The sequence below is a fragment of the Nonomuraea sp. NPDC049784 genome, assembly GCF_040659615.1.
Taxonomy (GTDB): Bacteria; Actinomycetota; Actinomycetes; order Streptosporangiales; family Streptosporangiaceae; genus Nonomuraea.
Genome location: NZ_JBFAMX010000185.1, coordinates 1 through 17866 on the forward strand (window position 1 = coordinate 1; position 17866 = coordinate 17866).

Here is a 17866-nt window from a genome sequence, read left to right on the forward strand (position 1 = left end):
GATATTATATTGTTTTTTTGTTTTTTTCTCGTGGGTTTTCTCCCTTTCTCGCGCCCCCCCCCCCGGCGCCGGGCCCGCGCCGGGCCCGCGGGGCGGGCCGGGGGGGGCCCCCCCCAACTTCGCGGCCGCTCATCACGGGCTGAAGCTGCTGGAGTACAAGCCGGACGACACGACGTGGTGCCCGGACCCGTACGTGCCGGTGGACGGCTACCTGGAGCTGCGGCCCGACCGGCCCGGCTGGGGTGTGGAGGTCGACGAGTCGGCCCTGCGCACCGACGACTACGTGCATTGGGAACGCGTCCTTCCCATCCGCCCCGACGGCTCGACCGGGTACGTCTGAGGCGTGCGTCACATTCGCCGGCACCTGTCACACTCCGGTCACCGGTCCCGCTCTCAGAAGGCATGACAGAGAACACGATTCTGGTGACCGGAGCGACCGGCGCTCTCGGGCGCCCACTGGTCGAGCTGCTCGTCGCGGAGGGCGCCGCGGTCCGCGCCGTCAGCCGCGCTCCGCACGACGCCGGGCTCCCCGCGGGAGTGGAGGTCGTCGAAGGAGACCCGTCCAGGCCGGGCACGCTCGCCCGCCACCTGGACGGCGTCACCGCCGTCTTCCTGCACTCGCGCGTCATCGGCGAGTCCGCGGACGAGCTGCTCGCCCTCGCCAAGGAAGGCGGCGCGACGCGAGTGGTCGCCCTGTCGGCGATCAACGTCGACGACCCGCTCGACGAGCAGCCCTCCCGCTACCGCGGCGACAGGAACAAGGAGTCCGAGTCCGCCGCCATCGCCAGCGGCCTGAGCTGGACCAGCCTGCGGGCCGGCCCCTTCGCCTCCAACTCGGTCCAGGCATGGGCTCCGCAGATCCGCATGGGCGACACGGTCCGGTACGTGGCCGCGTCGTTCCGGGAGTCGCCGCTGGACGATCGGGACCTGGTGGAGGTGGCAGCTCACGCGCTGCTCACCGACGACCTGGCAGGGCGGAAGGTGGAGCTGACGGGCCCGCAGTCGCTGTCCCACGAGGAGATGGTGACGGTCATCGGCGAGGCGATCGGCCGGCCGCTGCGCTTTCAGGAGGTCCCGCCGGAGGTGCTCGAGCAGGGCATGGTCAGGAACGGGATGCCCGAGACATTCGTGCGGGGCCTGCTGGCCAGGTACATCAGGAACGTCCCCGAGCCCGTGACCGAGGAGGTGGCGAAGATCCTCGGCCGCCCCGCGCGGACGTTCGCCGAGTGGGCGGCAGACAATGCTGGGCACTTCGCCGGACAGAACGATAACGATTAGCTGTGAACCCCGCTCGCGATGTGCCCCTTTTACGCCACCCGTGGAACGCTACAGGCGGCATGACGGTGGCGAGGATCGGGTGAGATTCGGGTGGCATCGACTAGCGGGGGATCGATCTGGGGGCGGCTCGGCCGGGCGGCCGCGTTATCGGCGGCCGTTGCGCTGGTCGTGACGGGCTGCTCCTTCGCCGACCGGGCGGAGCAGGGGACTACTGGAGCCCAGCAAGAGCAGCAGCAGCAGCCCCCTGCCGAGTCCCAGCCGGCGCCGGCGAAGCGGCCGCAGGTGGACGAGGGCTGGCCGCGCTGGGGCTTCACCCATACGGGCGTCAGCGCCAACAACATCAACCCGGACTTCGAGCAGGACGTCTCCGGGCGGCTGTCGCAGACCCCGATGCTGCAGAACCAGCACATCATGGGCTTCGGCGCGCTCAACCCCGAGCCATATCCGGGGCAGTACTACTGGGAGGACCTCGACAGCCGGCTGAACCTCATGAAGGAGTCCGGCGCCGTCCCCGTCATCACGCTCTGCTGCGCCCCCGACTGGATGAAGGGCGGCCCCCAAGGCCCCACCGAGGACTCGGCGTGGGGAGAGCACCTGGAGGACGCCCCCTACCCCGAGCACTTCGACGACTTCGCCAAGCTGGCGGCGGCCGTGGCCTCGAGGTACACGGACGTCAAGTACTTCATGGTCTGGAATGAGCTGAAGGGCTTCTGGAGGGACCACGCCAAGCCCGCGGACTACAAGGGCTACACCGAGCTGTACAACAAGGTGTACGCCGCGGTGAAGCAGGCCCGGCCCGACGCCAAGATCGGCGGCCCTTACCTCGGCTTCGACAGCAACAGGGACGGCGACTCCGCGCTGCGCGGCGAGTGGGGGGTCGTCAACCAGAACTCCCTGGACGCCTTCGACTACTGGTTCAAGCACAAGAAGGGCGCCGACTTCGTCGTGGTCGACGGCGCCTCGCCCACCGACGCCCACGAGCTGCTGCCCGACGAGTTCGGGGCGCTGGAGAAGTTCAGCGCGGTCACCAAGTGGCTGCGCGACAAGGTCGGCGACCTGCCGGTCTGGTGGTCGGAGTGGTACTTCGTACCCGAGGACGGCACCACGTGGCCGGAGCCCAAGCGGCTCGCCGTACAGGCCGCCTCGATGATCGAGTTCGCGCGGAGCGGCGCCGCCACGGCGCTGTACTGGAACCCGCAGACCAAGGACAAAGACTGCCCGGCGTGCCTGTGGGACCCGCGGAGCGGCGCCGAGACGGCGACCGGCAAGCTGCTGGCGAACTTCGTCAAGTGGTTCCCCGCCGACGCCGAGCTGGAGCCTGTCACCTCGTCGGACGCCAAGGTCAGGGTGCTGGCCCAGCCCCAGCAGCTGCTGCTGGTCAACACCGCCGACGCCCAGGTCACCACGACCGTGGACGGCAAGGAGTACGCGCTCAAGCCGTACGAGATCAAGTGGACCGGCCGCTGAGGGACGGGACCCTGGGCGTCTGAAGGGCCTGCCGCAGCAAGGCGAGGGCCGCCTGCTTGGCCAGCTCGGCGGCCTCGCCCTCTCCGCGGTGGTCAGCGAGCACGGTGGCGCCCTCCACCAGCATGAGCAGCTGCCTGCCCAGGGCCTCCGGATCACGGGCGCCGGCCTGGCGGGCGATGCCGGTCAGCAGGTCGAGGTGGCGGTCGAGGTGCCGGGCGGCGACTGTCCGCGGAGGGCCGTCGTGCCACTGGGTGGAGGCGTTGACGATCGCGCAACCGCGGAAGGCGGGCTCGGCGTACCAGCTCCCGAGCGCGTCGAAGACCGCGGCGAGCTGGTCGGCGGGGTCGTCGCCCGCGCCGTCCGCCGCCTCCCGCAGCCAGCGCACGACGTGGTCGCTGCGGGCCTCGAGCACGGCCTGGACGAGCCCGTCCTTCGAGCCGAAGTGCCGGTAGAGCGTCTCCTTGGACGCGCCGACGCTCGCGCACAGCTCCGCCACCCCGACGCCGTCGAGCCCCCGCTCGTACAGCAGGGTCGTGGCGGCGCGCAGGATCGTGGCCCGGGTCTGGGCGGGGTCGAGCGAGGCGCCTTTTGGTACGGGCATGCGTAGATGGTACCGGACGGTCCCAACTCTCTGCTAAATTCCTCACCGAACCGATCAGTTCGATGATGGACGGAGACTCGCGTGGCCAACGCCTCCAGCACTCTCACGCCGCCTGCCAGCACGCCGGCGGTGACGTTCGACAGCGGCGGCGAACAGTTGCTCGGCGTCCTGCACCTCCCGGCCGGCCCAGGGCCCCATCCGATCGTGGTGCTCCTGCACGGATTTCCGGGGAACGAGCGCAACTTCGACCTGGCCCAGGCGCTGCGGCGGGCGGGCTACGGGGCGCTGGTGTTCCACTATCGGGGCTCGTGGGGCGTGGGCGGGTCCTACTCGTGGCGGCACGTCCTGGAGGACGCGGCCCGCGTGGTGGAGGCGGTACGCCGGGACTCCCGGCTGGACCCGGAGCGGCTGGGCGTGGTGGGGCACAGCATGGGCGGGTTCGCGGCTTTGATGACGGCCGCCGCCGATCCGGCGGTCCGCGCGGTCGCCTCGGTGGCGGCCTTCGACGCGGGCGTAGCCGCCGCCGCCTGCCTCGCGGATGCGGCGGTGCGGGCGGCGTACGTACAGGATTTCGAGGGCGAGCTGCTGCCGCTGCGCGACACCAGCGGTGCGGCGCTGGTGGCCGAGATGGAGGCCAACGGCCGGGAGTGGAGCCTGGCCTCGCTCGCCCCGCGCCTGGCCGACCGCCCTGTGCTGCTCATCGGGACCGGGCGCGACCCCGTCACGCCGGCCGAAACGCACCATCATCCGCTGGTACGGGCCTTCGAGTCACATCCGGTGCCGCACCTGGAGCACCACCTCTTCCAGACCGACCACGCGCTCTCGGACCACCGACTGGAGCTGACCCGTACGATCGTGGACTTCCTGGACCGCACGCTACGCCCCTGACCCCACCCGCCCCGCCACCACTCCCCCGGCCCCCAAAGGACATAGGCCGAAGTGCGGCGAAGACCTGGCTGCGCGCCCTATGGTGAGGTTTCGGAAAAGATCTATACTTTTGTCCGAAAACTTCCCGGCATCCTCCCTTGACCCCCTCAGGAGGGCTTCACCGTGGCACGCAAGACGAAGACCCGTGTCGGACTGGTCGCCGGCGGGCTGGGCGCGTACTGGCCGCAGTTCCCCGACCTCCTCCCCCAGCTCCAGCGATCGGCCGCGCGGGTCTCCGAACGGATGCGGGAGCTGGACGCGGAGATCGTGGACGTCGGGTTCATCTCCGACGCTCAGGAGGGCGCGGCGGCGGCTGAGAAGCTGCGGGCCGCCGACTGCGACCTCATCGTCGGGTTCCTCACCACGTACATGACGGCCACCATGCTCGTGCCGATCGCGCAGCGCAGCGGTGCGCCCGTGCTGCTGATCAACCTGCAGCCGACCGAGTCGATGGACCACGCCACGTTCGACACCGGGCAGTGGCTGGCCTACTGCGGCGCCTGCCCGTTGCCCGAGATGGCCAACGCCTTCCAGCGGTGCGGCATCCCGTTCCGCTCGGTGTCGGGCTACCTGGAGGACGAGCGCGCCTGGGCCCGGATCACGAGCTGGGTGCGGGCGGCCGGGGCCCGTGCCGCCCTGCGGCACGGGCGCCACGGGCTGATGGGTCACCTCTACCCGGGCATGCTGGACGTCTCCACCGACCTCACGCTCGTCTCGGCGAACTTCGGCGGGCACGTCGAGGTGCTGGAGTTCGACGACCTGCGGGTACGCGTGGAGAAGGTCACCGACGCCGAGGTGGCCGCCAAGCGGGCGGAGACCGAGAAGGTCTTCGAGCTGGCCGACAGCGTCAACGACATCGACCTGGAGTGGGCCTGCCGCGTCTCCGTCGGCCTCGACCGGCTGGTTGAGGACTTCTCGCTGGACAGCCTGGCGTACTACCACCGCGGCCTGGACGGGGAGATGCACGAGCGGCTGGGCGCCGGCATGATCCTGGGCTCCTCCCTGCTCACCGCGCGCGGCATCCCGGCAGCCGGCGAGTACGAGCTGCGTACCAGCCTGGCCATGCTGATCATGGACCGGCTGGGCGCCGGCGGGTCGTTCACCGAGCTTCAGGCGCTGGACTTCCACCGCGGCCACGTCGAGATGGGCCACGACGGGCCCGCCCACCTGGCCATCAGCGCCCGCAGGCCGCTCCTGCGCGGGCTCGGGGTCTACCACGGCAAGCGCGGATGGGGCGTTTCCGTGGAGTTCGACGTGAAGCACGGGCCGGTGACGGCGTTCGGCATCATCCAGCGCCGTGACGGCCGCTTCGCCCTGGTGGCCTCGGAGGGGGAGACCGTGGACGGGCCGCACCTGCAGATCGGGAACACCACCTCCCGCGTGGACTTCGGCCGGGATCCCGGCGAGTGGACCGACGACTGGAGCGCCACCGGCATGTCCCACCACTGGGCGCTCGGCACCGGACACCGGGCCGCCGAGCTGAAGGCCCTCGCCCACCTGCTGGAAACGGAGTTCATCCAGATCTGACCGACCGGGCACTATTTTTACCCCTGCTTGCCGATCACGTGATGGGCCGTGCGGCGCTCCCGCTCTAGGGTCGCGTCCATGGGCTCTCCAGAAGGCGGCGAGCAGGGGTCGATCCTGCGGGCGGCGACCAGGCTGTTCGCCGCGCTCGGCTACGACGGGACCTCCATCGAGCAGATCGCGGAGGCCGCCGGCGTGGACGCGGCCGCGGTCGGCACGCATTTCGCCACCAAACGGCGGCTCTATCTGACGGTCATGGAAGAGGCGCACCGGGCTCTGGCGGCCGTCCTCGACGCCAGGGCCGGTGAGCTGAGGGCCGCGCCACCCGAGCGGCGGGCTGAGGCGCTGCACCGGCTCATCGACGGGTACATCGACCTGTGCGCCGAGAAACCGGAGATCCCCGCGCTGTGGATGCACCGCTGGCTGTCGGATGCCAGCGACATCGACCTGGAGCCACTCAACGCCCAGGCGCTGACCCAGCGCTCCATCGACAGCATCGACGCGCTCGCGAAGCCGGCGGGCGCCGATGGGCAGTTCATCACGTACACGATGATCTGGTGCATCCACGGGTTCGCAATGAGCGGGGTGCTGGACGGGACGGGTCAGCGGCGGCACGCCGGCGATCCCCGCACGCTGCGGCGCTTCCGCGCGCACATGCACCAGCTGATCGCCCGCGGCCTGCTCCTGCCCGACCCCGATCCCAGGCAAAGCCCGTGAACGGGGCCCGGGTTCCCGGAGCGGGATGGCTCATGGCGGACATTTCGCAATTGCGTCAGGCGGGATCTTCCTCGGCGCCGTTTTCCTAGATCTATGCGCTAGCGCAACGTAAGCAATCTGCTACATATATGCGTGTATTCTGCCCGATATGAGCGGTTTGTGGCGATTGTTGTGCTCACTTAACGTGAGCGAGGCGGGCTGAGCGGTGCAGGGGTCCGGAGCCTCGCCGATCGGTTCGTCCCGCCTGGACGAGCTGCTGGTGGAAGCCGTCCTCAGCACGGGAGCGCACATCGGCGCCATGTACGTCATGGACGAGAACGGCGAGGTCCTGCGGATGGACGCGCAGGCCGGACTCCCGGGGCTGATCGCCAAGGCGTGGGCCAGGATCAGGACGAGCGACCCCGTGCCGATCGCCACGGCGGTGCGCGAGCGGCGGCTGTTGTGGCTCACCGGCAGGGAGGACCTGGCACGGATGTTCCCGGCGGCGGCCCTGTCGGTGCCGTACCACTTCGCGGTGGCCGCCTCCCCCGTCCGCAGCGGCGGCACCGTCTGGGGCGGGTTCCTGCTGCTCTGGCCGGGCGGGCGCGTGAACCGGCTCGCCAAGCGCGAGCTCGACCTCATCGACGACGTCAGCACCCGGATGGCCGGCGTGCTCCAGGAGGCGGCCGAGCGGGGGCGGCCGATCAAGCCGGGCCCCCGGCCCCGCGTGCTCGACCTGACGCGACACCTCGACCCACGGGCCGACATGGTCGCGCTCGACTGCCTCAACCGCCTGTCCGAGGGCTACTGCTCGCTGGACACGGAGGGGCGGGTGACCCTCCTGACCGCCCCGGCCGCCGACCTGCTGCTCAGCTCCGCGTCCGGGCTGCTCGGGAGGCGTCTGTGGGACGCGCTGCCGTGGATGGACGACCCCTCGTACGTGGACCGCTACCGCGCCGCGGTCGTCGGACGCCAGGCCACCCACTTCACGGCCCGCAACCCCGCGGGGCGGCAGCTGTCGTTCCGCCTCTTCCCCGGCCTGACGGGGATCACCGTGCGCATCACGCCGAACGCGGGCGCCCGCGGGCCCGACCACTTCGTGGGCGGCGCCGAGCGGTCGTCCAGGACGGTCACACTGCACGAGATGCTGCACCTGGCCACCACCCTCTCGCGGGCGGTGACCGCCCAGGACGTGGTCGACCTGGTGGCCGACCACGTCATGCCGCTCTACAACGTCCAGGCCCTGTGCATCCTCACCTCGAAGGGCGGCCGGCTGCGCGTGGACGCCTCGCTCGGCTACAGCAAGGAGGCCATCGAGGAGTTCGACGGCCGTCCCGTGATCGTGCCGAACCCGGCGAACCACTCCTTCGACGCCTGTCAGCCGGCGTTCTTCTCCACGTGGGACGCGCTGCGCCAGGCGTACCCGGACGCGGTCCGCTCGGACAACATGTCCGCCTGGGCGTTCCTGCCGCTGGTCACCTCGGGCCAACCGATCGGCACGTGCATCCTCGCGTTCGACCGCCCGCACCAGTTCAGCGCCGACGAGCAGGCCACGCTCACCGCGCTCACCGGACTGATCGCGCAGGCTTTCGAACGGGCCCGGCTCTACGACGTCAAGCACCAGCTCGCCCAGTGCCTGCAGCAGAGCCTGCTGCCGCGTACGCTGCCCGAGGTCCCCGGCCTCGAGCTGGCCGCCCGTTACCTGCCCGCCACGCCGGGGATGGACATCGGCGGCGACTTCTACGACCTCATCCGCCTGAGCGACACCATGGCCGCAGCGGTCATCGGCGACGTGCAGGGCCACGACATGACCGCCGCCGCCCTCATGGGCCAGGTTCGTACCGCCATCCACGCCCACTCCACCGCCGGGGCGAGACCCGGCGAGGTGCTCGCGCACACGAACCGGCTGCTCTGCGAGCTGGCCCCCGACCGGTTCACCAGTTGCCTGTACGTCGGCCTCGACCTGCGCAAGCGCACCGCTTGCCTGGCCAGCGCGGGCCACCTGCCGCCGCTGCTCGGCCGGCCCGGCTGGCGCACCCAGGTCCTCGACCACTCCCCCGGGCTGCTGCTCGGCGTGGACCCCGCGGCCGAGTACGCCACCTCGGAGGTGCCCCTGCCGCCCGGTGCCGTGCTGGCCCTCTACACCGACGGCCTCATCGAGCAGCCGGGAATCGGGATCGGCACGGCCATCGACGAACTGGCCGAGCGCTTCACGCCCTCGACCGGCGAGCCCCTGTACGACCTGGCGGAGTCGCTCCTCAAGGGGGCCACCGTCGAGCAGCGGACGGACGACATCGCGGTGCTCCTCTGCCGTACGTGAGCCCTGCTCAGCAGCGCTCCAACTTCTCCGGCGCCGCGGCCGCGTCGATCACGCTCAGCTCGTGGGAAGGTCATCGAGAGCGTCCCGCGCCTCAGCCGCGCCGCGCGCCTGCGGTAGCGAGCGCTTTGACGAACGCCAGCGGCCCGCGGGTGGGCTGGTCTCGCACGTCGAACTGGGGCTTGTACCCGCTGGCGAGGTAGAGCGCGACGGCCTCCGGCTGGCGCGGGCCGGTGGTCAGGTGGACGCGGCCGTAGCCCCGCCTGGCCGCCTCCTCCTCCAGCTCGCGCACCACCAGCCGGCCGAGCCCCATGCGGCGGTGGCCGGGACGCGTCCAGACCCGCTTCAGCTCCGCCGTCACGTCGTCGTAGCGGCGGAACGCGCCCCCTGCCACCGTCTCCCCTTCCGCCGAGACGATGAGGAAGGTCCCGTGCGGTGGCGCGAACTCGGTCCCCGGATACCTGGTGAGCTCGTCGTTCGGCCCGTACCGGGAGGTGTATTCGAGGTGCAGGCCGATCAGCAGAGGCGCGACGGCGGGGTCGGTGACGTCGACGTGCCGCACCTCGATCTTGTTCACGCCGCCTGCCCGGGCAGCAGACCAGGGGGATTGATCCGCGACTCGTTGCTCAGACCCCATCGGTCGAGCACCTCCTTGTACTTGCCGTTCTTGATCGGGGTACTGAGCGCCTCGTTGAGCTGCTTCACCAGGCCGTTGCCCTTCTTGGTCATCGCCGCGACGAGCCCCTGCAGGTCCGAGCGTCCTCCTCGGCTTTCCGAATACCCATTTAGACAGTAGGAAAACTAGGTATTGCTGTCAATGAAGCCACCGGTTGTCCGACACAGTTGGTAGGAAAATAGGGATAACACGAGTGAGCAGTAAGGACGAGGACCCATGCCCTTGCCGCACTTCCTGGTGATCGGCGCGCCCAAGGCCGGCACGACGGCCCTGCACGCGGCACTCCAGGTGCACCCCGCGCTCTACCTGTCACAGGTGAAGGAGCCCAAATTCTTCCTCACCGACGGCCCGCCTCCTGTCCGCGGCGGGCCCGGCGACGCGCAGACGTACCGGGAGCACGTCTGGCGGCGCGCCGACTACGAGGCCCTCTTCGACGGCGCGCCCAAGGGTGCCCTGCTCGGCGAGGCGACCCCGCTCTACCTGTACGACCTGGCCGCGCAGCGGCGCGTCCACGCGCTGATCCCGCAGGCGCGGCTCATCGCGATCCTGCGCGACCCCGTCGAGCGGGCCCACTCCAACTGGACGCACCTGTGGTCGGCCGGGCTGGAGCCGATCGGCGACCTGGTGCGTGCCTGCGCGGCCGAGCCGCGCCGCGTCGCCGCCGGGTGGGCGCACTTCTGGCACTACACCGGCCTCGGCCGGTACGGGGAGCAGCTCGCGCACCTGCTCACCCTGTTCCCCCGCGACCAGGTCCTGTGACATGCTGGCCGCGAGCTCTCTTGGGGGTAGCTCTTCCGCAGTGACTGATTCGCCCAGCCCCACAGGTTTCCTCCAGAAGAATGCACCCATCCCCGATGGGCTCCTCAGCCATTCTGGGCCGCCTCGCCCAGAATCTGCAGTCAACGGCGGTTCACCTTCGTAAGCAGCTGAGGACGGGCAAACCAGTCGGCATCGAGTCGCTGGCCGGTCAACGACTCCAGGGTGGCCATCGCGGTCTCCCAGTCAGGGCCCGGGCCGGAACGATCATGGAGGTCGCGCAGCGCGTCGAGGTGGTCGGTCAAAGCCTCCGGGTCGGTACCCCACTGGTCCAGCGGGCTCAGCGTCTCCACCTCGGTGACCACCACGCCGTCGACGAGGTAGTAGAGCCTGCTGAAGTTGTTGATCAGCCAGAACACCGAATGAACTGTGGCGCTCTGGCTGAGCCGCCGCAACGCGTCCTCCTCAGCGGTGGCGGTGCCGTACCCCACGATGATGACCGTGCCGCCGCGCTGTTCGAGGAAGACCGTGTCGTCGTCATCATCGGCATCAGCCGGCCGGTACGTCGTCACAGTGTCCGGGTCACCGTGCAACCGGCGTACCACCTCTTGCACTGTCAACCCCGCTTGGTGAGGGCGGACCACCGTCCAACACAAGTTTTCCCCGGGGCACGGCGAGAGATCGCTCAACTGCTCGAGCATTCGCACGTAGTGCTCAACTTGCTCCGGTGTCGGGCCTGCCATGATCGTCTCCTTCGCGGTCGCGGTCGCGGTCGCCCGACCGTACTGCCAAAAGTGGCTGGCGGCACAAGGCGCACGGCTCGCCCGCGACGCGCAATCGCAGGTGGGCAGGTCGAACGCACTGAACGTGTCGATCAAGCTGTTAGCGCGTATGTCTCCTGGTGGCGAGCTCGGGTGAAGGCGGTGTTGCTCGCCGTCGATGTGGAAGGCCCATTAGGCATCCATGTCGCCGTGGCTGATCACGGCGCGGAGCTTCAGGATCGCTTCGGCTCCGGCCAGTCCTCACCTTGCGCCGGTGATCTCCAGCCCGCCGCGCCGGTCGGCGGGAACGGCGGCGGCCCGTGTGTTCATGTCGTCGAGGACCTGGTCGATGTTCCCGGCCAGCAGGCCCAGCACCCAGGCGCAACGCCTCGGGCCGCATCACGATGCCCTTGCCGTCGGTGCTGATGATCAGCAGGTCGTCGGCGGTCCGGGGCTGCGGGACGCGAGCAACGCAGAAGGCGTCGACGGCGGCGGCGACCACCTGGTCCTCGATCTGCCATTTGCCGATCGCCTGCCCGCAGCGGGCATCAGCGCGATGAGGCCCGGCGCGAGGTTGAGCGTTCCCACAGCGCCGAACAAGGCCATGCCGATCCCGCGGGTGAACGAGGGCACCGTATCCTCCAATGAACGTCCCGAATCCGGTAAGCCTGCGGGAGACGTCGATGTCAGCGCTTTCACGGACCTTTCGCGGTACGGCCTTACCCCAGCTCCGGGAGTCTCCGGGTGGGGAGGCGGCGGTGTGGCTGTGGCCGGGCCGCGCCCTGTACGCCGGGCCGTCCCTGCGGCTGGGCCCGCACTCCGGCGCGGTGGCGTGCGTGGCCGTCGGCGTGGACGCACCCTTTGCCGTACGGCGCACACCCGGCGGCGAACTCCGGGCGCGGACCGCTCTCATCCCACCGCGAGTCCGGCACCAGCTCACGGCGGGCGGCGACCGCATGGTCTTTCTCTACCTCGACCCCGGCTCGGCCGAGGACCGGGCGTGCCGGGCCAGGTTCACCGCCGACGACCACGGCGTCATGACCGGGCACGAAGCCGAGGCCGGCCTTCTGGTCCGGGCGGCGGCCATCTCCGCGCACAGCCCGGACCGGCAGATCACCGCCTGGACGGACGAGGCCACCGGCCATAAGGCGGCATCGTTCACCGACCCCCGGATCGCCGCCGCCATGCGCCGCCTGATCGGCGCGGACGAGCCCTTGCCCGCCGCGCTGCTCGCCGCCGATCTCGGGCTGTCGGAGTCACGCTTCCTGCGGCTGTTCAGGGACCGTACGGGCACCTCGTACCGGAGGTTTCGGCTGTGGGCGCAGATGCACCGAGCCGCACGCGCGCTGGCCTCAGGCGAGAACCTCACCCGTGCCGCGGCCGACGGCTACTTCGCCAGCCCATCCCACTTCAGCACCGCGTTCCACGCGATGTTCGGCCTTCCCCCGAGCGCCCTGCTCTCCCGGCACCTCACGATCCGGTGTCTGGATCCCGTGTTGTGACGGGACGACTCACCAGGTGATGGCGGCCAGCAGTGCGCCACCGCCGACGGCCTCCACCCAGAAGTACAGCCACGAGGGATAGAACGCCGACGGCCGCTCGACCGACCGCGCCACCAGCCGGCCAAAGGCCATGCCCAACATGGACACGGCGACGGTCACGACCACGCCGGTCCGCATCCCGCCCGCGTCGGCCGCCGCTACCAGCAGCAGGCCCGCGACGGCCACGCCGAAGCCTCCGTACACGGCACGGATCTCGGTCCGCGCCTCGGCCGAGTCAGCGACGATCCGGAACGGCCTGATCAGCGCGGCAGGCGCGAGGAGGCCGTAGACGCCCATCCCGAGGAAGAAGACCGCCACCACGGCGATCACGACAGCCGACATGAAGGTGCTCCCCTTTGTGTCCTGGTCAGGCCAGCCTGCCGCTCGCGCGCCGCACCTGGCTTTCACCGACCCGCCGCGTCGGAGGGCGCGCCAGTGGCCTGGTCTTCTTGCGTAGCCGCATGCGTCGTGACCTGGCGTTCCTGGACGGCGATGACGAGTTGATCGTCGAGTTGCGTCGGCTGGTGGCTCGTCGCCGCGGGCGAGAAGAAGAGCGAGCGGGAACGTGCGCTGGAGCGGGGGAATCGCACCTCCGGGCTCCCGGTCCCCGCCTGCTCCTGAGCCGTCCGTGCCTCAGACGTCCATCGCCGCGAGGCGGCGGGAAGGACGGTGGCGTCGCCAGGCGACGATCAGCAAGGCGATCAGGCCGAGGACGGGCAGGGTGCAAAGGGCCCAGCTCAGCGCCAGCGGCGGGCCGGGCTGCTCGAGGACCGTGATGTTGTCCAGAGTGCCTGTTCCCTGCCCTTGGGGGCTGTTGATGGCGAAGGTGAAGTCCAGCGACTGCATGGCGCGCAGCGGCCACGTGGAGAAGCCCACGGTCAGGTGGTACGGGCCGGTCTGCACCTGCTCGGTGTGCACGACCTCGACCGGCGCGTACGCCTGCTCAGGCTCCGCCGGCGCGTAGGCCTGGGCGGACGGAGCCGAGACCGGGATCGCCATGAGTGCTGGAAAGCGCACGACCTCGAACCGCTTCGTGAAGATCCTCCTCGCCGTGATCATCGGCGCGGCGGCCGGGGCCGTCATTCCGCTCTCCGCCGCGAGCGCCACCCCGTCCGAGTGCGACCAGTCCCATATTCCCGTACTACAAGCTCGTCAACGGCGCGAGCCCCGATCTGGGCGACCGTAGCCTCCAGTTGTGGAACGGCGGCGCCTTCAACTACAGCTACGCCAGGCTCTCACCCCGCTATTCGGGCGAGCAGGTCTGGGTGGAGCGCAGCCTGCAGGGAATGCCCAGCAGCCTGCCCCATGTATCCCACCACAGAACAGGTGAACGCGAACGGCGGCCGGAAGCAGTGCGGCCCGTTCTCCGATTCGGAGAGCAGCCTCGTCATGAATTGGAACACCAGCCAGCAGCGGCACTACGCGGTCCGGGCCTGCGCGCGCACCGCGATACTCGGTAGCTTCTGCGGCAACTGGTACATCGACCGGACCTGACCGGCCCAGCCCGAGACTCCAATACCACCCATGATCTGCGCCGCGCCCCGGCACGCCCAGGGCGCGGCGCTGGAGGGGCGCGAAGACGATAATCAGGTCGAGCGCTGGTTCACGAGAGGCCTTCAAGCCGGGGTTTATATGTACAAGAGATGTTGTGCAATGACTCTTGTACATATACGCTCCTCGCTGTGCCCGACGACCACCCTTCGATCACCGACTCGCGGGTCCTGGCAGCCATGGCGCACCCGGTGCGCCGCCGCCTCCTCGACCTGCTGAAACTCGACGGCCCCGCCACCGCCAGCGCCCTGTCCGAACAGACCGGGGAAGCGGTCGGCAACGTCAGCCACCACCTGCGCGCCCTGGCAGTCGCCGATCTGATCGAGGAGGTGCCAGAGCTGGCCCGCGACCGGCGCGAACGCTGGTGGCGTCGGACCACGCCCACGCTCTGCTGGTCCTCTACCGATTTCGCCGACGACGCCGCAGGGGAAGCGGTGGCTCGGGCCGTCGAATCGCTCAACCTGGAGCGGCAGACCGGCCACGTGCGCCGCTGGGCGGACCAGCCCCAGTCTGAGCAGGAACGCTGGCCGCTCGGGCCGTTCTCGACCGAGGCCTGGATCCGCGTCACCGACGAAGAGCTGGCCGAATACGCCGCCGAGATCAAAGCCGTGATGAACAAGTGGGCAGAGCGCGAACTGCCCGACGACGGCCGGGAACGCAGCACCGTCTTCACCTTCGCCCGCGCAGTGCCCGGCCGACCGTGACAGTCGCAGAGGGGACCCGTCTCGGGCTGCTGCACCAGCGCGACTTCCGGCTGCTGTGGATCGGCGAAAGCATCAGCAGCCTGGGCAGTTCCGTCACCGGTGTCGCGCTGCCCCTGGTCGCGGTGACCGTGCTGGACGCGCCGCCGTTCGCGGTCGGCGTGCTGGCTGCCGCCGCCTGGCTGCCCTGGCTGCTCATCGGCCTGCCTGCGGGTGTCTGGGTGGACCGCCTCCCCCGCCGCCGCGTGATGCTGGTGGCCGACTGGGCGTCGATGGTGGCCTTCCTCAGCGTCCCGAGCGCCGCCGCTCTGGGGCGACTGACGATCGGCCAGCTGATCGTGGTCGCGCTGGCCGCGGGGACCGCCAAGGTGTTCTTCGCGACGGCATATCGCGCCTACCTGCCGTTCTTGGTGGACGGGCCGGACCTGCTGGAGGCCAACGCCAAGCTCCAGGGCAGCGAGCAGGTGGCGAACCTGGCCGGGCCCGGCCTCGCCGGGCTGCTCGCCCAGTTGTTCTCGGCCGTCGGCTGCCTGGTCGCCGACGGCGCCAGCTTCGCCGTCTCGGCCATCTGCCTTGCCCGCATCCAACGCCGCGAAGCCCACTCCCCCAGCCCCCGCCGGCGCCTCCGCGCCGAGATCCGCGACGGCATTCTCCTGGTGGCCCGCGATCCGTTGCTTCGCGGCAACACCTTGTACGGCTGTGCGGCCAACCTGGCCCTGACCGGCTACACGTCCTTGACCGTGCTCTTCCTGGTGAACGACGTCGGGACCGGCGCGGGCGAGACCGGCCTGCTGATCGCGGCCACCAGCCTGGGTGGCATCGTCGGCGCCATGGTCGCACGGCCGGTGGCGGCACGGTTCGGCAGCGCGCGGGCCGTTCTGCTGGGCAAAGCCGGCCTGGCCCCCGCCGGCCTGATGATCCCGCTGGCGGATCGCGGGGCCGGACTGGCGCTGTTCGTCCTGGGCGGCGTGTTGATCGTCACGGGGGTCGTAGCAGGAAACGTGGTCTTCTCCGGTTTCATCCAGACGTACGTACCGGGCGAACTGATGGGCCGGGTGACATCCAGCGTGCAGCTGGTCAACTTCGGCGCGATGCCGCTCGGGGGCATCCTGGCCGGCGCACTGGCCGATGCGTTCGCCGTCCGCACGGCGTTGTGGGTGATGCTGATCGGCTTCGTGCTGAGCGGCCTGATCCTCCTCGCCAGCCCTCTGCGCCGCCTGCGTGATCTGCCGCCCGGCCGGCTGGACACCCGCCTGTGACCCATGCCGGCCCCCTCATTCCCTGAGCTAAGAGAGGATCCCCTATGAGGTACCGCACCATCGGCAATGATCCGAAGACCCGCCGTGATGTCAGCGTGCTGAGCCTTGGCGCCATGCTGTTCGGCACCGCCATCGACGAGTCGACGTCGTTTGCCATCCTCGACCGGTTCGTCGAGGCCGGCGGCAACTTCATCGACACCGCCAACAACTACGCGTACTGGGTCAACGGTACTCAGGGCGGAGAGAGCGAGGCGCTGCTCGGGCGCTGGCGCCGCAGTCGCGGCGTTGGGGATGAGATCGTCATCGCCACCAAGCTCGGAGGGCGGCCCAACGTTCCAGCGACCACCCTCAGCCACGACCTTGAGGGCTTGTCCGCCCAAGTGATACAGGAATCTTCGGAGCGGAGCAGGGAACGGCTCGGCGTGGACAAGCTGGACCTCCTGTATGCACACGCCTACATCGAAGGTTCCAGGGTGCCGCTGGAGGAGACCGTAGAGGCTTTCGCGGGTTTGGTCCAGGATGGCACTGTGGGTCTGCTTGGGGCGAGTAACCACTGGGCCTGGCGACTCGAGCGGGCCCGGAGCCTGGCGGCCGCGGCAGGGCTGCCCGGCTATGAGGTCGTGCAATATCACCACACCTACCTGCGGCCGCGTACCGATCTGCCGACACTGCGATCCAAGGACGGCAACCTCGGCGTGGTCAGCGGGAACCTGCTCAGCTACCTGAGGGCCGAGCCCGGACTCTCGCTGGTCGCGTACTCGCCCCTGCTGGGCGGCGGTTACGTCCGCCAGGACAAGCCGCTCGACGTGGCGTTCGACCACGCCGGCACACCTGTGCGTCTGGCGGCGCTGCGGGAGGTGGCGCAGGAGACCGGAGCGACCGTCAACCAGGTGGTGCTGGCCTGGCTCATGGGCGGCGAGATCCCGGTGATCCCGCTGGTCGGCGCATCCTCGGTGGAGCAACTGAACGAGAGCCTGGCCGCGGCAGACCTGGAGTTGACGGCGGAACAGCGGGCGAAACTGGACGCCGCGCACTGACACTCTCCATCAGGTCGACATCCTCCCCACCACGCGACGAAGGCTCCCGTCACGTTCCCTACGTCACGACGGGCAGGAAGACGGATGAGGTCGATCCAGGCCGTTGGGAAGAGGCTTCCCAGTGGGCCGACGTCCCCGAAGAGGCGGGCGTGTGGCGCAGGACGTGCGGCGGTGGTGGGGTCGTCGCGCACAGCCCAGTCACGTGCCTGGGGGCTGATCAGGGGATCGCTCGTGTAGGTGACGACGTACTCGCTCAAGACGTTGTCGCGGGCGCAATCTCGGAACCACGGGATTGTCCCGCGCGGACCAGAACGCTTGCTGGTGCGGTGGTAATGGATCGGACCGCGGGCCCCGCATCCTGTGAATGGGCCACTGGCATGGGGTTAACGAGGGCCGCCGGCGCCGGCCTGCAGGAGTTTGGCGAGGATCGCACTCAGCCGGCCGCGCTCGTCGAGGGTAAGGGCGTGGAAGGTGTCCTCGAGGAAGGCCGGGATCGAGGCTTGGGCCTGGGCGAGTCGTCGGCTGTCTGAGTCGGTGATGGTGACGGCGTAGGAGCGCCGGTCGCGGGGGTTGCGTTCTCTGCGGACGTGGCCCGCCTGCTCCAGGTCGTCGCAGATGCCGACCATGACGCTGCGGTCGATCCGGAGTTCCTCGCTGAGCGTCTGCTGGGAGCAGGGGCCGACGGCGTCGAGCATCTGGAGCACGAGGTGTTGCCCGACTCCGAGCCCTTCCTCGGAGGCGTGCACGTCGGCGGCGCGGGCCACGGCGGCCGAG

At 69.9% G+C, this 17866-nt stretch carries 20 protein-coding genes; 13 read left to right on the forward strand and 7 right to left on the reverse strand.

Going from position 1 to position 17866, the window contains the following annotated elements; all coding sequences use genetic code 11:
• Positions 1–193 precede the first annotated feature (193 nt).
• From AB0J09_RS30820 to AB0J09_RS30830, 3 genes are all read left to right on the forward strand, one after another.
• Positions 194–340 (forward strand): hypothetical protein, encoded by a 147-nt coding sequence (locus AB0J09_RS30820; protein WP_360698650.1) that lies wholly within the window; start codon positions 194–196, stop codon positions 338–340.
• Positions 341–402: 62 nt separating this feature from the next.
• The gene (locus AB0J09_RS30825) at positions 403–1278 is read left to right on the forward strand and encodes an NAD(P)H-binding protein (protein WP_360698614.1); all 876 of its coding nucleotides are present in this window, start codon (positions 403–405) and stop codon (positions 1276–1278) included.
• A gap of 90 nt (positions 1279–1368) precedes the next feature.
• Positions 1369–2745, forward strand: coding sequence for a xylan 1,4-beta-xylosidase (locus tag AB0J09_RS30830; protein WP_360698615.1), 1377 nt, complete (start codon positions 1369–1371; stop codon positions 2743–2745).
• On the opposite strand, the gene AB0J09_RS30835 is transcribed toward AB0J09_RS30830, so the two are convergent.
• The gene (locus tag AB0J09_RS30835; protein ID WP_360698617.1) at positions 2726–3346 is read right to left on the reverse strand and encodes a TetR/AcrR family transcriptional regulator; all 621 of its coding nucleotides are present in this window, start codon (positions 3344–3346) and stop codon (positions 2726–2728) included. The genes AB0J09_RS30830 and AB0J09_RS30835 overlap by 20 nt on opposite strands.
• An 81-nt stretch (positions 3347–3427) precedes the next feature.
• Here AB0J09_RS30835 and AB0J09_RS30840 point away from each other — a divergent pair, with 81 nt between their 5' ends.
• From AB0J09_RS30840 to AB0J09_RS30855, 4 genes are all read left to right on the forward strand, one after another.
• A complete protein-coding gene (locus AB0J09_RS30840; RefSeq protein WP_360698619.1) occupies positions 3428–4234 on the forward strand; it encodes an alpha/beta fold hydrolase in 807 nt (268 codons plus the stop codon).
• Between the two features lie 162 nt (positions 4235–4396).
• Entirely contained in the window at positions 4397–5800 is a 1404-nt protein-coding gene (locus AB0J09_RS30845; RefSeq protein ID WP_360698621.1) for an L-fucose/L-arabinose isomerase family protein, read from the forward strand.
• 78 nt (positions 5801–5878) lie between these two features.
• Complete coding sequence (locus AB0J09_RS30850; RefSeq protein WP_360698623.1) at positions 5879–6514, forward strand: TetR family transcriptional regulator; 636 nt, start codon at positions 5879–5881, stop codon at positions 6512–6514.
• Positions 6515–6719: 205 nt separating this feature from the next.
• Positions 6720–8813, forward strand: a complete 2094-nt coding sequence (locus AB0J09_RS30855; protein WP_360698625.1) for a GAF domain-containing SpoIIE family protein phosphatase — start codon at positions 6720–6722, stop codon at positions 8811–8813.
• Between the two features lie 91 nt (positions 8814–8904).
• Here AB0J09_RS30855 and AB0J09_RS30860 read toward each other — a convergent pair whose 3' ends face one another.
• Together AB0J09_RS30860 and AB0J09_RS30865 are read right to left on the reverse strand one after the other, a co-directional pair.
• On the reverse strand, positions 8905–9387 hold the full coding sequence (locus tag AB0J09_RS30860) for a GNAT family N-acetyltransferase (RefSeq protein ID WP_360698627.1): 483 nt from the start codon (positions 9385–9387) through the stop codon (positions 8905–8907).
• On the reverse strand, positions 9384–9539 hold the full coding sequence (locus AB0J09_RS30865) for a hypothetical protein (protein ID WP_360698629.1): 156 nt from the start codon (positions 9537–9539) through the stop codon (positions 9384–9386). Before AB0J09_RS30865 ends, AB0J09_RS30860 begins: the two co-directional genes overlap by 4 nt.
• A 163-nt stretch (positions 9540–9702) precedes the next feature.
• Here AB0J09_RS30865 and AB0J09_RS30870 point away from each other — a divergent pair, with 163 nt between their 5' ends.
• Entirely contained in the window at positions 9703–10245 is a 543-nt protein-coding gene (locus tag AB0J09_RS30870) for a sulfotransferase (RefSeq protein ID WP_360698631.1), read from the forward strand.
• A 140-nt stretch (positions 10246–10385) separates the two neighbouring features.
• On the opposite strand, the gene AB0J09_RS30875 is transcribed toward AB0J09_RS30870, so the two are convergent.
• Positions 10386–11120, reverse strand: a complete 735-nt coding sequence (locus AB0J09_RS30875; protein WP_360698632.1) for a DUF6461 domain-containing protein — start codon at positions 11118–11120, stop codon at positions 10386–10388.
• Positions 11121–11761: 641 nt separating this feature from the next.
• On the opposite strand from AB0J09_RS30875, the gene AB0J09_RS30880 reads away from it, so the two are divergent.
• The gene (locus AB0J09_RS30880; protein ID WP_360698634.1) at positions 11762–12505 is read left to right on the forward strand and encodes a helix-turn-helix domain-containing protein; all 744 of its coding nucleotides are present in this window, start codon (positions 11762–11764) and stop codon (positions 12503–12505) included.
• Between the two features lie 9 nt (positions 12506–12514).
• Here AB0J09_RS30880 and AB0J09_RS30885 read toward each other — a convergent pair whose 3' ends face one another.
• Both AB0J09_RS30885 and AB0J09_RS30890 read right to left on the reverse strand, forming a co-directional pair.
• Positions 12515–12886 carry a DUF4345 domain-containing protein gene (locus tag AB0J09_RS30885; RefSeq protein ID WP_360698636.1) on the reverse strand — a complete coding sequence of 124 codons (372 nt, stop codon included), beginning with the start codon at positions 12884–12886 and terminating at the stop codon, positions 12515–12517.
• Positions 12887–13177: 291 nt separating this feature from the next.
• On the reverse strand, positions 13178–13627 hold the full coding sequence (locus AB0J09_RS30890) for a hypothetical protein (RefSeq protein WP_360698638.1): 450 nt from the start codon (positions 13625–13627) through the stop codon (positions 13178–13180).
• A gap of 222 nt (positions 13628–13849) precedes the next feature.
• Between AB0J09_RS30890 and AB0J09_RS30895 the strand changes: the two genes are divergently transcribed.
• The 4 genes from AB0J09_RS30895 to AB0J09_RS30910 all read left to right on the forward strand — a co-directional run bounded on the left by AB0J09_RS30895 (position 13850) and on the right by AB0J09_RS30910 (position 17092).
• Positions 13850–14038, forward strand: coding sequence for a hypothetical protein (locus AB0J09_RS30895; RefSeq protein ID WP_360698640.1), 189 nt, complete (start codon positions 13850–13852; stop codon positions 14036–14038).
• Between the two features lie 188 nt (positions 14039–14226).
• Positions 14227–14799, forward strand: coding sequence for a helix-turn-helix domain-containing protein (locus tag AB0J09_RS30900; protein ID WP_360698642.1), 573 nt, complete (start codon positions 14227–14229; stop codon positions 14797–14799).
• Positions 14796–16055 (forward strand): MFS transporter, encoded by a 1260-nt coding sequence (locus AB0J09_RS30905; protein WP_360698644.1) that lies wholly within the window; start codon positions 14796–14798, stop codon positions 16053–16055. The genes AB0J09_RS30900 and AB0J09_RS30905 overlap by 4 nt, the downstream gene beginning before the upstream one ends.
• A 44-nt stretch (positions 16056–16099) precedes the next feature.
• Entirely contained in the window at positions 16100–17092 is a 993-nt protein-coding gene (locus AB0J09_RS30910) for an aldo/keto reductase (RefSeq protein WP_360698646.1), read from the forward strand.
• A gap of 383 nt (positions 17093–17475) precedes the next feature.
• Here AB0J09_RS30910 and AB0J09_RS30915 read toward each other — a convergent pair.
• Positions 17476–17866 (reverse strand): MarR family winged helix-turn-helix transcriptional regulator (locus AB0J09_RS30915; protein WP_360698648.1); only part of this gene is annotated, 391 nt, incomplete at its 5' end.

Bases quoted from the DNA above. Each gene is read 5' to 3' on its own strand.
- AB0J09_RS30825 (WP_360698614.1), top strand. From the start codon at position 403: ATGACAGAGAACACGATTCTGGTGACCGGAGCGACCGGCGCTCTCGGG.
- AB0J09_RS30835 (WP_360698617.1), bottom strand. From the start codon at position 3,346: ATGCCCGTACCAAAAGGCGCCTCGCTCGACCCCGCCCAGACCCGGGCC.
- AB0J09_RS30850 (WP_360698623.1), top strand. From the start codon at position 5,879: ATGGGCTCTCCAGAAGGCGGCGAGCAGGGGTCGATCCTGCGGGCGGCG.
- AB0J09_RS30865 (WP_360698629.1), bottom strand. From the start codon at position 9,539: ATGACCAAGAAGGGCAACGGCCTGGTGAAGCAGCTCAACGAGGCGCTC.
- AB0J09_RS30870 (WP_360698631.1), top strand. From the start codon at position 9,703: ATGCCCTTGCCGCACTTCCTGGTGATCGGCGCGCCCAAGGCCGGCACG.
- AB0J09_RS30885 (WP_360698636.1), bottom strand. From the start codon at position 12,886: ATGTCGGCTGTCGTGATCGCCGTGGTGGCGGTCTTCTTCCTCGGGATG.
- AB0J09_RS30890 (WP_360698638.1), bottom strand. From the start codon at position 13,627: ATGACGGCCCCGGCCGCCGCGCCGATGATCACGGCGAGGAGGATCTTC.
- AB0J09_RS30895 (WP_360698640.1), top strand. From the start codon at position 13,850: ATGTATCCCACCACAGAACAGGTGAACGCGAACGGCGGCCGGAAGCAG.
- AB0J09_RS30910 (WP_360698646.1), top strand. From the start codon at position 16,100: ATGAGGTACCGCACCATCGGCAATGATCCGAAGACCCGCCGTGATGTC.